We start from the raw sequence: 14315 nt of genomic DNA on the forward strand, positions 1-14315 counted from the left end.
GCTTAGATCATTTCCTCGCCGCCCTTGCCACCGAGCACGATCTCGCCGGCTTCGGCCATGCGGCGGGCAATGGTGAGGATTTCCTTCTGCGCGGTTTCGACGTCGCTGACGCGCACCGGGCCCTTGGCTTCGAGGTCGTCGCGCAACAGTTCGGCGGCACGCTTGGACATGTTCTTGAAGATCTTTTCCTTGACGCCTTCGTCCGAACCCTTGAGGGCCAGCACCAGCACATCGGACGAGACTTCGCGCAGCAGCGCCTGAATCCCGCGGTCGTCGACGTCCGCCAGGTTGTTGAACACGAACATGAGGTCTTCGATCTGACCGGACAGGTCTTCGTCGACTTCGCGGATCGAGTCCATGAGCTGGCCTTCGATCGAGCTGTCGAGGAAGTTCATGATGTCGGCCGCCCGCTTGATGCCACCCAGAGTGGTGCGCGAGGCATTCGAGTTACCGGAGAACTGCTTCTCGAGAATCTGGTTGAGCTCTTTCAATGCCGCCGGCTGCACGGTGTTCAACGACGAGACGCGCAGGATGATGTCCAGACGCACCTTGTGGTCGAAGTTGCCGAGCACCTCACCGGCCTGATCCGGGTCGAGGTACGCGACCACGATCGCCTGGATCTGCGGGTGTTCGTAACGGATGACGTCGGCGACCGCGCGCGGCTCCATCCATTTCAGGCTGTCCAGGCCACTGGTGTTGCCACCGAGCAGGATGCGGTCGATCAGGCCGTTGGCCTTGTCTTCGCCCAGCGCCTGGGTGAGCATTTTGCGCACGTAGTCGTCGGAGCCGACGCCGAGGCTGGTCTGATCGCCGACGATGTCGACGAACTCGCTCATGACTTGCTCGACCTGCTCGCGATGGACGTTGCCCATCTGCGCCATGGCCACGCCGACCCGCTGCACTTCTTTCGGGCCCATGTGGCGCAGCACTTGCGCAGCATCGGTCGAACCGAGGGACAGCAGCAGAATCGCGGCTTTGTCGACCTTGGTCAGTTTGAGGGTGGCGGCTCGGTTATCACTCATCTGCGTTAATCCACTCTTTCACGACCTGAGCCACGCGACCCGGGTCTTCAGCTACCAGACTCTTGATTGCATTCAGCTGCGCGTCATAACCCTCGCTCGGGCTCGGCAACAGAATGCTCTGCGGACCACCGAGGCTTACGCGGTCGTTGGCCAGTTCGCCGTCCAGGCCGCCCATGCCACCGAGTTCCACGTCGCTGCCCAGACCGGCCAGCTCCTTGCCTTTGCCACCGCCGGTGATGTTGTTGAGCACCGGACGCAGCACACCAAACACCAGCACCAGGATGAACAACACACCCAGCACTTGTTTGACGATGTCCCAGAACCATGGCTGGGAGTAGAACGGAATATCGGCAATCACTTCGCCGCGCTCGGCGGAGAACGGCATGTTGATCACGCTGACGCTGTCGCCACGGCTGGCGTCGAAACCGACGGCGTCCTGCACCAGACGGGTGAAGCGCGCCAATTCGTCGGCGGTCCACGGTGCACGGCTGGTTTCGCCGTTGGCCGCGTTGACCTTGACCTGATCGTCAACCACCACCGACACCGACAGGCGATTCAGACGGCCCTGTTGCTGTTTGGTGTGGCTGATCGAACGGTCGAGCTCAAAGTTCTTGGTGGATTGTTGACGCTTGTCTGCCGGGTATGGCGCGAGCATCGGCTGGCCGGTGGCCGGGTCCATGATCTGCTGACCGTTGGCATCGACCAGTGGCTGACCTGGCTGGATCATCCCCGCCGGAGCAGCAGCGCCGCCGGTAGTTTGCGGTGCCGAGGCTGGCGACGGTGGCTGGTTGCTCAGGGCACCCGGCACACCTTGCGGGCCATTGCTGGCGGTGCGTTGTTCGTTGACCGACTGCTCGCTGCGCAGCGCCGGTTGATCCGGGTTGAACTGCTCGGCGGTCGACTCGACGGCACTGAAATCGATGTCGGCGGAGACTTCAGCCTTGTAGCGATCGTTGCCCAGTACCGGTTGCAGAATGTTGTGCACGCGCTGGGTGAGCATGCTTTCCATGCGGCGGCTGTAATCGAACTGCTTGCCGGCCATGGTCATTTCGGAGTTTTCCGCCTGATCGGAGAGCAGGTTGCCCTTCTGATCGACGACGGTGATCTGCGATTTGCTCAGCTCGGGAACGGACGTCGCCACCAGATTGATGATCGCCACCACCTGGCCCGGCTCCAGCGAACGACCGCTGTAGAGCTCGACCAGTACCGAAGCGCTCGGCTTGCGCTCGTCACGCACGAACACCGAACTTTTCGGAATCGCCAGGTGCACGCGGGCGCCCTTGACGTTGTTCAGGCTGGAAATGGTCCGCGCCAGTTCACCTTCGAGGCCGCGACGATAACGGGTCGCTTCCATGAACTGGCTGGTGCCCAGACCCTGTTCCTTGTCGAGGATTTCGAAACCGATATTGCCGTCGCTGGGAGTGACACCAGCGGCTGCGAGTTTCATCCGCGCACGGGACAGGTCATCGGCCTTGACCAGCAAAGCACCAGAATTGGGTTCTACGTTGTAAGGAATGTCAGCGGCGGCCAGGGTTTCCATGACCTGCTTGGCGTCCAGCCCGGCGAGGCTGCCGTACAGTGGACGGTAATCCGGCTGCTGCGACCACAGCACCACGGCAAAGCCAATCGCCACGCTTGCAGCCAGACCGACCAACAGGCCGACCTGACGCAGCACGGTCATCTGGGAAAGGTTTTCCAGAAAGGACAGGCCGAACAGCGGCGGTTTGCCGTCGATCGGGGTGGCCTTGGCCGGAACGTTATCAGCGACTGCTTCTGCCATGACTCAATCTCGCCCTTATACCGGCATCTGCATGATGTCTTGATACGCCTGAACCAGTTTGTTGCGCACCTGGGTCAGAGCCTGGAACGACACGCTGGCTTTCTGCGACGCGACCATCACGTCGGTCAGATCGACGCCGCTCTTGCCGACCTCGAAGGCGTTGGCCAGTTGAGTCGACGCCTGCTGGGTATCGCTGACTTTGTTGATCGCCTGACCGAGCATGTCGGAAAAGCTGCTGCCCGCCAGTTCAGGAACAGCGGCGGTCGATTTGCGCGCAGACATGGCATCCACTTTCATGGCCTGCATGTCCATCATCAACCGATTAAATTCAATACCTTGGCTCATGGTCTACTCTCTTGGGCGGCCCGCAATTTTTTGACACTTCACTCGGCGGGTACACAGGTATTAGCAACAAGGGTGCCAGCTAGTGGGCACCGCTTTGAGAAAAGCATTTTGATTGTTTGCGCGGTGATTCAGGTGGCGAACAGATAGCCTTCAACGTCCATCCCGGCATCGCGCATTTGCGCCAGCTTGTAGCGCAGGGTGCGCGGGCTGATGCCGAGTTTTTCCGCGGCTTCTTTGCGTCGGCCGCGCTCGGCCCGCAGGGTGTCGATGATCATCTGAAACTCCCGGCGGCGCAGGTCATCGCCCAGCGCACCGGACGAATCCGCTTCGACTTCAAGCTCTCGAATCGCCGGCGCAGCGACCGGCAAAGCAGCAACCGGCAGCGCGCCAGCGAGACAGAAATCCTGCGGCTGAATCAACCCGCCCTGCTGCAGGATCAGCGCTCGTTGAATGGCATTATCCAGCTCGCGCACATTTCCAGGCCATGGGTAGGCCGTGAGGCATGCTTGCGCTTCAGGCGAAAGTCTTGCTGCGGCGTGCTTCATTTTATTGACGTGTTTGGCCAACAGTCTTTCTGCCAGCGGCAGGATATCGGCAGTGCGCTCGCGAAGTGGACGCCAGGCCAGAGGGAAAACCGACAGGCGGTAAAACAGATCCTCACGGAAGCGCCCCGCCGCCACTTCGCCCGCCAGATCACGGTTGGTCGTGGCGACCACGCGGATATCCAGGGTGATCGGCTTGCGTGCGCCGACGCGCTCGACTTCACGCTCCTGCAACACGCGCAGCAATTTGGCTTGCAGACCCAGAGGCATTTCCGAGATTTCGTCGAGCAGTAGGGTGCCACCGTCGGCCTGCTCGAACTTGCCGGGCTGGGCGGCGATGGCGCCGGTAAAGGAACCTTTCTCATGACCGAACAACGTCGCTTCGAGCATGTTGTCGGGGATCGCTGCGCAGTTGATCGCGATGAAGGGTTGATTGGCGCGGTGCGACTGCTGGTGAATGTAGCGCGCCAGTACTTCTTTACCGGCACCGGATTCGCCGGAGATCAATACTGTGGAATCGCTACGCGCCACGCGCGCGGCGAGATCGAGTAATTGCGCACTGGCCGGCTCGACGGCGATCGGCCCCTCGACTTCGCCGGCATTGATATTACCCAACGCATGCCGCGCCACCAGATCGAGCAGTGCTTTGGGTTCGAAAGGCTTGACCAGATAATCCGCCGCGCCCTGACGCATCGCGTCGACGGCGCGTTCGACCGCACCGTGGGCGGTCATCAGCAACACCGGCAATTGCGGCTGACGCGTGCGCAACAGCGCGAGCAATTGATGACCGTCCATGCCCGGCATGTTGACGTCACTGACCACCAGGCTGAAGGCTTCGTGCGCCACGGCCGTCAACGCGTCCTCGGCGCAACCGACCGCGCGGTAATCGTACCCGGCCAGCAATAGCGTATCGGCGAGCGCTTCGCGCAACGAACGGTCATCTTCGACCAGCAACACCTTGATGCCCATGGCAGTCACTCAACTCCTTGTGCGGCGGTAAACAATGGCAGGATCACCTGCGCGCAGGTGCCGCGACCGACCCGCGAACGCAGCCGCAATTCTCCCTGATGCGCCCGCGCCACTGCCTTGACCACGGTCAGGCCGAGGCCGGTACCGGTAACTTTAGTGGTGAAAAACGGTTCGCCAAGGCGCGCCAGTACGGCCGGCTCGATGCCGCTGCCACTGTCGCTGATGCTCAGGCGCAGAGTGTTGTCGCGGGTGTAGCAATGGACTTTCAGACGGACTGCGCCGGCGCTGGCCTGAATCGCGTTTTCGATCAGGTTCAACAGCGCGCCGACCAGCGTGTCGCGATTGCACAGCAACTCGCCGGCATGGCTGTCGCACTGCCAGCGGATCGGCAAGTCCTGCACATGGGTCAGCGCCGCGGCTTGCAGGGCCTGCATCAATGCGTTGGGGGTGAGGCGATCGGTCAGCGGCAATTCGCCGCGTGCGAACACCAGCATGTCGCGCACCTGATGCTCCAGCTCATGCAGGCGCTCTTTCAGGCGCCCGGCGAAACGCTGCTGCGTGGCGACCGGCAGCTCCTGTTCGGTCAAATGGCTGGCATACAGCAGCGCAGCCGACAGTGGCGTGCGAATCTGATGGGCCAGCGAAGCGACCATGCGCCCGAGTGAAGACAGACGCTCGTGGCGCGCCAGTTGATCCTGCAAATGACGGGTTTGCGTCAGATCGTTAAGCAGGACCAACTGCCCCGGCTCGGCATCCAGCGAGCGGGTGGCAATCGACAGGCGTCGACCGTTTTTCAGCGAGATTTCGTGACCATCGTCTTCACGCGGTGCGAAGCAGCGGGCGATCACCTGGCGCCACAACTCGCCTTCCAGCGGCAGGCCGAGCAATTCGATGGCGGCCGGATTGGCTTCGCAGACAATACCGTGGCCGTCGATGACGATGACGCCACCGGGCAACAGATCAAGGAGATTTTGCAGACGGTTGGCCAGGCGTTCCTTTTCCGCCAGCTCCTGCATGCGCTGGGCGCTGACCACCGCCAGCTCGCCCTTGAGCTCGGTCACCCGCGCTTCGAGCATGCTGTAGGAGTCGGTCAACTGGCTGGACATCTGGTTGAACAGCTCGAACGCCTGTTCAAGGCCCTGACGGCTTGCCTGCTCTACGGACGAGGGTTGCCCCACGATATTGGAGGCAGAAGAGATCTGGGCGGCTTGGGGCATTGTGCTCTCTCGCTTGGCTGACCGTCAGTGAAACGGAACGTTGCGAGGGCTGTAGCAATACCCGTGCCTAAAAAAAAGCGCTTATAGATGAAGCACTTGGAAAACAGGCGTCAATCATCCGCCTGTTCGTCTCCATCGCGCCGGCTCATGCCGTACTTGCGCATCTTTTCCACCAGTGTGGTACGACGGATGCGCAGACGTTCCGCCGCCCGCGCCACGATGCCGTTGGCATCGTCCAGCGCCTGCTGAATCAGGCCCTGCTCCAGACCACCGAGGTAGTCTTTGAGGTCCAGGCCTTCGGGCGGCAGCAATGCGTTGGCGCTGAAATCCGGTGTGTGACCGTTGATGGCCACGCGCTCTTCCAGATCGCTGCGCAGGCTGTCGACCATCTGCTCGTCTTCGTCGTCGACGTAGCGGAATTTCTTCGGCAACTCGACCACACCGATCACCCCGTACGGGTGCATGATCGCCATGCGCTCGACGAGGTTGGCCAGCTCGCGCACGTTGCCAGGCCAGCCGTGACGGCACAGCGACATGATCGCCGCCGAGTTGAAACGGATCGAGCCGCGCTTCTCATGTTCCATGCGCGAGATCAATTCGTTCATCAGCAACGGGATGTCTTCGACGCGCTCACGCAGCGGCGCCATCTCGATCGGGAACACATTCAAGCGGTAGTAGAGGTCTTCGCGGAAGCTGCCGATCTCAATCATGGTTTCGAGATTCTTGTGCGTCGCCGCGATAATGCGCACGTCGACGCTCTGGGTCTTGTTGCTGCCGACGCGCTCGAAGGTGCGCTCCTGCAGCACACGCAGCAGTTTGACCTGCATCGGCAGCGGCATGTCGCCGATTTCGTCGAGGAACAGCGTGCCGCCGTTGGCCAGCTCGAAACGCCCGGCACGGCTGGTGATCGCCCCGGTGAAGGCGCCCTTCTCGTGGCCGAACAGTTCACTTTCCAGCAGCTCTGCCGGGATCGCCCCGCAGTTGACCGGCACGAACGGCGCGTCACGACGCTTGGAATGGTAATGCAGGTTGCGCGCGACCACTTCCTTGCCGGTGCCGGATTCGCCGAGGATCAGCACGCTGGCGTCGGTGTCGGCGACCTGCTGCATCATCTGACGCACGTGCTGAATCGCCCGGCTGGTGCCGACGAGGCTGCGGAACAGATTGGGTTCGCGATGACGACCGCGCTCGCGAGCCTGGTCGTACATCTCGCGATAGACCTGGGCACGGTGCAGCGAATCAAGCAATTTGCTGTAGCTGGGCGGCATTTCCAGGGTCGAAAGCACCCGGCGTCGCTGGTCTTCAGGCAAGTCGACGGAAGAATTATCGCCCATCAACAAAACCGGAAGGAACTCATCCCAGGTTGAGAGTGTCTTTAGCAAGCCCAAAAGCGCACCAGGAGCATTGACGGTCCCGATCAGTACGCAAATGACCTCACGACTAGACGACAAAGAGCCGACTGCCTGCTGCCAGTCATGGCTGCCGCAGGGTAAATTTTCTTCGCCAAGAAAATTCAGAATCACCGCCAGGTCGCGGCGGCGGACGCTATCGTCATCGATCAGCAGAATTTTGGTTTCACGCCACATGCAATAGCAACTTCCCTAGTCAACTCAATGCCCGAAAAATGGGGCAAGCGAGACGCTTGCAGGACACCATGTGCCTGTAGACGCCCTAAATCTGATAATAGCCACTAGTTAAGTCAAAAAACCGTGCACAGTCAAATTTATGGCGCATATGCCTGGATTAACTGACGGTTAATCAACCAAACAGATGGTAAACCTTGGCCGCTTTTTGCGCTTGGGTGATCTGCGACATCTCATTGGCTATCGCCTGCCGCTCGCCCATGGCCACTTCGAGAAGCTCCTTGTAAACGAACAGCAGCTCTTCGAGGTTGTCGCGCAAGGCGACTTCGTCCAGCGATGCTTCCGCCATGACATCTTCCATGCAGGACCGGCAAGCCAGATCCAGCTCGCCGATGGCTTCCCAATTGCGTTCGGCCAGAGCACCGACCAGCGCTTCACGGGTATCGGCAATTCGCTGCAATACAAGACTCATGACGCTCTCCTTCAGAACTGCGGAGCAGGCACAGGCGCGATGGCGTCCCAGCCTTCCTTGACCGTGCTCAGCAAGCCGGCAACCTCGTCGAGAATGCGCGGGTCACTGCTGATGTTCGCCTCGGCGAGACGTTTCATCATGTAGATGTACAGGCCGTCGAGGTCAGCCAGCGCCTCGGCGTTGTTTTCCAGATCAAGACCCTCGCGCAGGCCACTGACAATGCCGATCGCCTTGCTGATCGACGTGCACTTGGCGGGGATGTCCTTGCGCTCGATGGCGCCTTTGGCCTGAGCGATACGGGCCAGGCCACCTTCCATCAACATTTGCACCAGACGGTGCGGGCTCGCTTCGGATGTCTGCGCATGGGCACCGACTTTCTGATACTGCCGAAGGGCTAACATCGGGTTCATGTTCTACCTCATTGCCACAATGACTCGTATAACCAGTGTATCGCCAACGAGCCTGAAAACTTTAGATCAAAAGACAAAAACCCGGCACACGCTGAGCTAGCGTAGCCGGGTTTTTGTCGTTACCAACGGTTACTTCGCGGACTGCTGCGCGTTGAGCGAGCTGAAGAACGAGGTGATGTTGCTCGCCGTCGCTTTCATCTGCCCTACCAGCAAGTCCATGGCGTTGTACTTGGCGGTCAACGTCGTGGTCAGGTTGGCCACGCGCAAGTCCAGCGCCACCTGCTGCTTCTGCAAGCTGCTGGTCAGATTGGTCAGGTTGGAGCTGCGCTGATCCAGCAGCCCGCCCGTCTTGACGTAAGGATCGACCGCCGCGCTCATGCGTGCCAACAGACCGTTTTTCGCGTCGGTACCGCTGAACAATTGCTGGACCTGGCCAGCCATGCCCGGGGTTTCCATACGCTTGTTGAACACGGCGGTGTCGAGGGTCAGCAAACCAGTCTTGCTGTCAGTCAACACACCCATCTGCGAGAGCACGGACAATTGCCCTGCTCCGCCCGCCCCTGGATCGGTCAACTGAGCGCGCACATCCGCCATCAACGAACGCGGCAGAGCGTCACCCGTGAAGGCTGCCGAAACGGTCAGATTGCCATCGGCGTCCGGCGTTGCCTTGGACAAGGTGTCGATGGTTTTCTTCAAGGTGTTATAGGAGTCGATGAACGACTGCAGCGATGTTTGAATCCCGGCGGTATTGGTGGCGACCGACACGGTAGACGGCGTTGCCACGCCACCGACGACAGGACTTGCGGTGACCAGATTCAGGGTCATGCCGCTGATTGCACCGGTCACGGTATTGGTCTTGCTGGTAACGGCAAGGCCGTCGATGGTCAGACTGGCATCCATCGCCAGCTTACCGACAGCACCGGACGCACCCGCCGCCGGGCTGCTGCCCATTTCCTGGGTGCCATCAATCTCCAGACCAGCGATCCCGCTGACCTGCAGGTCCATGCCGGCACCCGTCTTGTTCGAGCTGAGCACCAGTCGCGACGAACCGGTGCTGTCGGTCACGATGTTGGCCGAAATACCGTTGCTGGCCTGCGCGGTGTTGATCGCATCGCGGGTGGACTGCAAGGTGGCATTGGCCGGAATCGCGACATTGTAATCAATGCCATTCTGACTGATTTTCAGAGTACCACTCGGAATGGCACTGGCGGCCCCGCCGGCGAAGGCGGCACTGGCTACTTTCGAGCCGGTGGCCAGATTTTTCACAACAACGCTATAGGTACCCGGTACAGCGGTTTTATCCGATGTGGCACCGACAACAGTCGGCGTGTCCGAAGTCGCAGTAAAACCGGCGAACGCCGGGCTCGTTGCCTTGTTCAGATCACCCATTGCTTTCTGGTATGCCGCCAATGCGCTTTTCAGCGAACCGACGCCGGAAATCTTCAGGCTGTTGGTTTTGGTTGCGGTATCGATCTGCGTCTGCTTGGCAGACTTGTCGGCGTTGACCAGCGCAGTCACGATCGCGCCGATGTCCAGGCCGGAACCCAGTCCGGAACCCGGTAGAATTGGACTTGCCATGTGCATCTCCCTTCAGATTGTTGCCATTCTTTTGACCGTTACAGGCGTCCTGGGAACGGACAAACACTATTCATGCCATTTATCAGACTTTGGCGTCGAACAACACGTGACTGGCGTTGGCGAGGCTGTCCGCCAGCTTAAGGGCTTCGGCGGAAGGAATCTGTCGAACGACTTCACCTGTCTCGCTTGCGATCACCTTGACGATGACTTTGCCAGAATGCTCGTCGATCGAGAACTCCAGATTACGCTTGATCGACTGGACGAACTTTTCGATCTCTTGCACCGCCAGTTTTAACTTGGCGCTGTCCGAATCCTGATCCTTGACAGCGACCGGTGCTTCAGTCTTTTGGACTTTAGGCAGCTCTGACGGTTTGTCAGCAACCGGTGTCACTGGCTTGGGAGCCGGATAAGACACGTTAAGCTTTACGCTCATGTCCATGCCCATCACCTCTTAACGTAAAAAAGCGAGAGAGCACGACAAGCGCACTCCCCCGCTTAAACTCGATCCGAATTACTGAAGCAGCTTCAGTACAGCGGAAGGCAGTTGGTTGGCTTGAGCCAGTACGGAGGTCGAAGCTTGCTGCAGAGTCTGCTGCTTGGTCAGGTTAGCAGTTTCAGCGGCGAAGTCGGTGTCCTGTACACGACCCTGAGCAGCGGTGGTGTTTTCAGTGATGTTCTGCAGGTTCTGGATGGTGCTGGTCAGACGGTTTTGCGAAGCACCCAGGCTGGCACGGGTTGCACCGATGTTAGCGATAGCTGCGTCGATTGCAGTGATCGCGCTGTCGATGGCAACAGCAGCGTCAGAAGGGCTGGCGCCGGTCAGTACAACAGTGCCGCTGCCAACCGACAGGCTGACGGCGTCGAACTTGGAGCTCAGTACCAGGTCGATGTGGTTAGCCGAACCGGTGTTTGCGCCCACTTGCAGGGTCACAGTACCAGCCGAACCGTCCAGCAGGTTTTTGCCGTTCAGGTTGGTCGAAGCCGAGATACGGGTGATCTCGTCGGACATCTGAGCGAATTCAGCGTTGGTAGCGGTCTGGTCAGCAGTGCCGTTGGTACCGTTACGGGCTTTAACAGCCAGTTCACGCATACGCTGCAGAATGTCGGTAGTAGCTTGCAGAGCGCCTTCAGCGGTCTGGGCAACGGAGATACCGTCGTTGGCGTTCTGGATGGCCTGGGTGTTACCGCGGATCTGCGAGGACATACGGTTGGAGATCTGCAGGCCAGCGGCGTCGTCTTTGGCGCTGTTGATTTTCAGGCCGGAAGACAGGCGCTGCATCGAAGTGGACAGAGCGTCGGAAGCGCGGTTCAGGTTTTTCTGAACGTTCAACGATGTGGTGTTGGTGTTTACTGTTAAAGCCATGACGAATTCCTCGTTGGTTGGGTACTGCGGCTTCCGGCCCTGGCAACCGCCGGGTATGGCCTAGAGAACCTTCGTAATAGTTATCGTCGGGTTTGCAGGTTGCTTGAGGGCTTTTTGAAAAAATTTTGCCATCACCACGCCACCCCCGAGAAAACAAAGACTTAGCCGCCATCCCACCGCGAAAAACTGACGCCATAAAACCGCCTGCCGCGCAAAGCGGCGGGCCAGCGCCATCGGCCTGTTCAGGCCGCAGCACTTTCCAGCAGTTCGACCAGTTCGTACTCCATATAATCGGCCAGGGCCAGCCAGTCCTGACGCTCCTGACATTCGAACATTTGCGTCAACACCTGCGCCCACTGTTGCTGAGTCTCTACAGAGGCAGACGCCAGGCACTGCTGGGCGTTTTCGAAGACATCGACCATGCTCAGCGCCCCCTCGACATCACGACCCAGGCGAAACAGCGCTGCGGTGTCGCGGCACTGTTTTATGCAAGCGCTCAGGGCATTCATTGCACGAACTCCAGGTTGAACGCGGTTCCGGCGATCAGCGCCCCGGATCGACTGCTGTTGAGGAACTCGACCTGTGGATGCGCAGCAATGTAGCGCTCCAGCACACACAGATAACCGCGAAAATTGAGCTGCGTACTGACCCGCTGACCATGGCCGTCACGCACCCAGTGCCGCGCCTGATTCACCGGCGGCCCGAGATCGCCGTCATCCCAACCGGCGTGAGTCTTGTTCATCGGGAAGGCGAAGTCAGCACCAAACAGGGTGATCGTCGCAGCGCCCATCTTCACTGCAAGATCCACCGCTGGATGAATCACGCTGCCGCCGACGTGCAACTGGCCGCGCGGGTAGCGCTCACGTAAGTCCGCATAGATCGGGCTCGCGGAATAGCCGCCGTAGCGTTTGCCTTTCCACGCCTGCAATACCGTCGGATCGCTCATCGGCAGATACACCAGCGGGATGCCATCGGACTGCTCAAAAGGCAGATGCCGGAAGCTGATGCGCTGATCGATGCTCACTACAAGGTCAGGCGCAATCCCGTGCTCGCGCAGCGGGCGATAAGCGGTATCGACACAGATGAATAGCGGTCGCTCGGCACGTTGGCGGATCGCCGCCAGACTTGCGAAGTGCTGCTCCAGGCTCGGCCCGGTGGCAATCACGTAAATCTCCCGCCCGGCGCAGCTACCGAACAGTTGCGCCACATCGGCATCACCGAGCAGCACCGGCAGGCACTCCTGCAAGCGCTGCTGAATCTGCGCTGACTGCGGATCGAACTCGCGGTTGTTGAACATCAGATGGATTTCGTTGACCAGCCGATCGCGAATCTTCGCATTGCTGTCATCGGCCAGCAGCAACTCCGCCGGCAGGGCGAAAAACGGCGTGAAAAAGTCAGCATGCTCATCGGCGTAAAACAACTCGACGCGCGGATCGTCCAGCCACTGGCGCTGATCGAGCAGTTGCAGCACCAGTGCGAACAGCGCGCCATTGAGGATATGCACGTACAAGCGCTCAAGACCGGCACGCTCCAGCAGCACACCGGGCAAATCGCCCAGGCCGGTGCCATAAACATGCAGTTGCGGTTTTTCCGCCAGGCTCGCCGCCTGTACCTGCGCCTCATGCAGGCGATCATGACGGCTGGTCAGTTGCACGCCATTGACGCTCAGCGTCGCGCCGAGCCCGTGCACCAGTTCAGCAGCAACGCTTGCGCTGTCCTCGCCCAGCAAGCGCTCGAACAGCGCCGGCCAGCGCCGCTGCAACACCTGGGCATTGGCTTGGAAAAACTCGCTCATGGCGCCTCGCGCTCCGTATCAGGCAAAAAAATAGCGTTCAAGGTTAACCTTGAACGCTATTTTTGTATCCGCTGTTTTTGCGTCGATCAGGGACGATAGATGATCGCCGAACCCCACGACAGACCGACACCGAAGCCGCTCAGCGCGACCCGCTGCCATTGCGAATCGAGCGCGTGTTTTTCCAGCAACAGCGGAATGCTCGACGACACGGTATTGCCGGTCTCGACCATGTCCTTGATGAACTTCTCCGGCTCGCCTTCGAAACGTCGCGCCACGGCATCGACGATCGCCGCGCTGCCCTGGTGAATGCAGAACGCATCGATGTCAGCGGACTTGAGGCCGGAATCATCGAGTAGCTCGTGCAAATGCGCCGGGACCTTGAGCAGGGCAAAGTTGAAGACCTGGCGCCCGTTCATGAAGAACACGCCGTCGGTGACTTTCAAATGCGGTGCGCCGGAACCGTCCGTGCCGAACTTGGCCTTGCCCAGCGCCCAGGTCGGGTCTTCGCCCATCCAGGTCGCGGTGGCCGCATCGCCGAACAGCATGGTGGTGTTGCGGTCTTCCGGGTCGACGATTTTCGAATACGGGTCGGCGGTGATCAGCAGGCCGTTTTTCAGGCCGGCGGCTTCCATGAAGCCTTTGATCGCGTAGATGCCATAGACATAACCGGAGCAGCCCAGGGAAATGTCGAACGCCGCTACGTTGGTTGGCAGACCCAGTTTGTCTTGCACGATCGCTGCGGTGTGCGGCAGGCCTTCTTCGTCGCCGTTCTGGGTGACGACGATCAGCGCGTCGATCGATTCGCGCTTGAGCTGCGGGTTGCTGGCAAACAGCGCCTTGGCCGCTTCCACGCACAGGTCGGAGGTTTCCTGTTCAGCATCTTTGCGCGGCAGGAACGCCGAGCCGATCTTGCCAAGGATGAATTCTTCATCCTTCTCGAATTTTGCACCTTGTGCGTAATTGTCCACGCCGGCTACAGGAACGTAGCTCGCAATGCTTTTTATGCCAATCATTACGGCTTCCCAATAAAAAACAGCCCAAGACCACCGCTCGCAAGGATTTCGAGGGGCGCTGACAAACAGCAAATGGCCGCCACAACGGGCAGCCACGGGGAGCGCTAAGGGCTATCACTGGAACCGCAATACGGGCCAGGCGCCATCTCCCCGATCAATACAATACAGTGAAGATGCGCGTTATGACTCGCAGGTCACGCTATTTAGCCGAATCGGTGCAGATCGG

General features: G+C 59.8%; 14 protein-coding genes. All 14 read right to left on the bottom strand.

What is annotated here, in order from left to right:
- Positions 1–2 precede the first annotated feature (2 nt).
- Positions 3–1022, bottom strand: a complete 1020-nt coding sequence (gene fliG, locus J3P93_RS19810) for a flagellar motor switch protein FliG (RefSeq protein WP_016984305.1) — start codon at positions 1020–1022, stop codon at positions 3–5.
- On the bottom strand, positions 1015–2802 hold the full coding sequence (fliF, locus tag J3P93_RS19815) for a flagellar basal-body MS-ring/collar protein FliF (RefSeq protein ID WP_090282355.1): 1788 nt from the start codon (positions 2800–2802) through the stop codon (positions 1015–1017). Before fliF ends, fliG begins: the two co-directional genes overlap by 8 nt.
- 15 nt (positions 2803–2817) lie before the next feature.
- Positions 2818–3147, bottom strand: coding sequence for a flagellar hook-basal body complex protein FliE (fliE, locus tag J3P93_RS19820; protein WP_090282354.1), 330 nt, complete (start codon positions 3145–3147; stop codon positions 2818–2820).
- Positions 3148–3275: 128 nt separating this feature from the next.
- Complete coding sequence (locus tag J3P93_RS19825) at positions 3276–4658, bottom strand: sigma-54-dependent transcriptional regulator (protein WP_434598442.1); 1383 nt, start codon at positions 4656–4658, stop codon at positions 3276–3278.
- 5 nt (positions 4659–4663) lie between these two features.
- Positions 4664–5875: a sensor histidine kinase gene (locus J3P93_RS19830; RefSeq protein ID WP_434591007.1), complete on the bottom strand. Its 1212-nt coding sequence runs from the start codon at positions 5873–5875 to the stop codon at positions 4664–4666.
- A gap of 110 nt (positions 5876–5985) precedes the next feature.
- Positions 5986–7461, bottom strand: a complete 1476-nt coding sequence (locus J3P93_RS19835) for a sigma-54 dependent transcriptional regulator (RefSeq protein WP_203421214.1) — start codon at positions 7459–7461, stop codon at positions 5986–5988.
- Between the two features lie 172 nt (positions 7462–7633).
- Positions 7634–7930, bottom strand: coding sequence for a hypothetical protein (locus tag J3P93_RS19840; protein WP_016771085.1), 297 nt, complete (start codon positions 7928–7930; stop codon positions 7634–7636).
- Positions 7931–7941: 11 nt separating this feature from the next.
- On the bottom strand, positions 7942–8340 hold the full coding sequence (gene fliS / locus J3P93_RS19845; RefSeq protein ID WP_434591011.1) for a flagellar export chaperone FliS: 399 nt from the start codon (positions 8338–8340) through the stop codon (positions 7942–7944).
- 129 nt (positions 8341–8469) lie between these two features.
- A complete protein-coding gene (gene fliD, locus J3P93_RS19850; protein ID WP_434591014.1) occupies positions 8470–9918 on the bottom strand; it encodes a flagellar filament capping protein FliD in 1449 nt (482 codons plus the stop codon).
- Positions 9919–10000: 82 nt separating this feature from the next.
- The gene (locus J3P93_RS19855) at positions 10001–10357 is read right to left on the bottom strand and encodes a flagellar protein FlaG (protein WP_434591017.1); all 357 of its coding nucleotides are present in this window, start codon (positions 10355–10357) and stop codon (positions 10001–10003) included.
- Between the two features lie 72 nt (positions 10358–10429).
- A complete protein-coding gene (locus tag J3P93_RS19860) occupies positions 10430–11281 on the bottom strand; it encodes a flagellin domain-containing protein (RefSeq protein WP_073472782.1) in 852 nt (283 codons plus the stop codon).
- 242 nt (positions 11282–11523) lie between these two features.
- A complete protein-coding gene (locus J3P93_RS19865) occupies positions 11524–11790 on the bottom strand; it encodes a hypothetical protein (protein ID WP_434591020.1) in 267 nt (88 codons plus the stop codon).
- On the bottom strand, positions 11787–13076 hold the full coding sequence (locus J3P93_RS19870; protein ID WP_434591023.1) for a motility associated factor glycosyltransferase family protein: 1290 nt from the start codon (positions 13074–13076) through the stop codon (positions 11787–11789). Before J3P93_RS19870 ends, J3P93_RS19865 begins: the two co-directional genes overlap by 4 nt.
- An 86-nt stretch (positions 13077–13162) precedes the next feature.
- Positions 13163–14089: a ketoacyl-ACP synthase III gene (locus J3P93_RS19875; protein WP_434591026.1), complete on the bottom strand. Its 927-nt coding sequence runs from the start codon at positions 14087–14089 to the stop codon at positions 13163–13165.
- Positions 14090–14315: the final 226 nt, after the last annotated feature.

This window comes from Pseudomonas sp. R3-57 (assembly GCF_051132065.1).
GTDB lineage: Bacteria > Pseudomonadota > Gammaproteobacteria > Pseudomonadales > Pseudomonadaceae > Aquipseudomonas.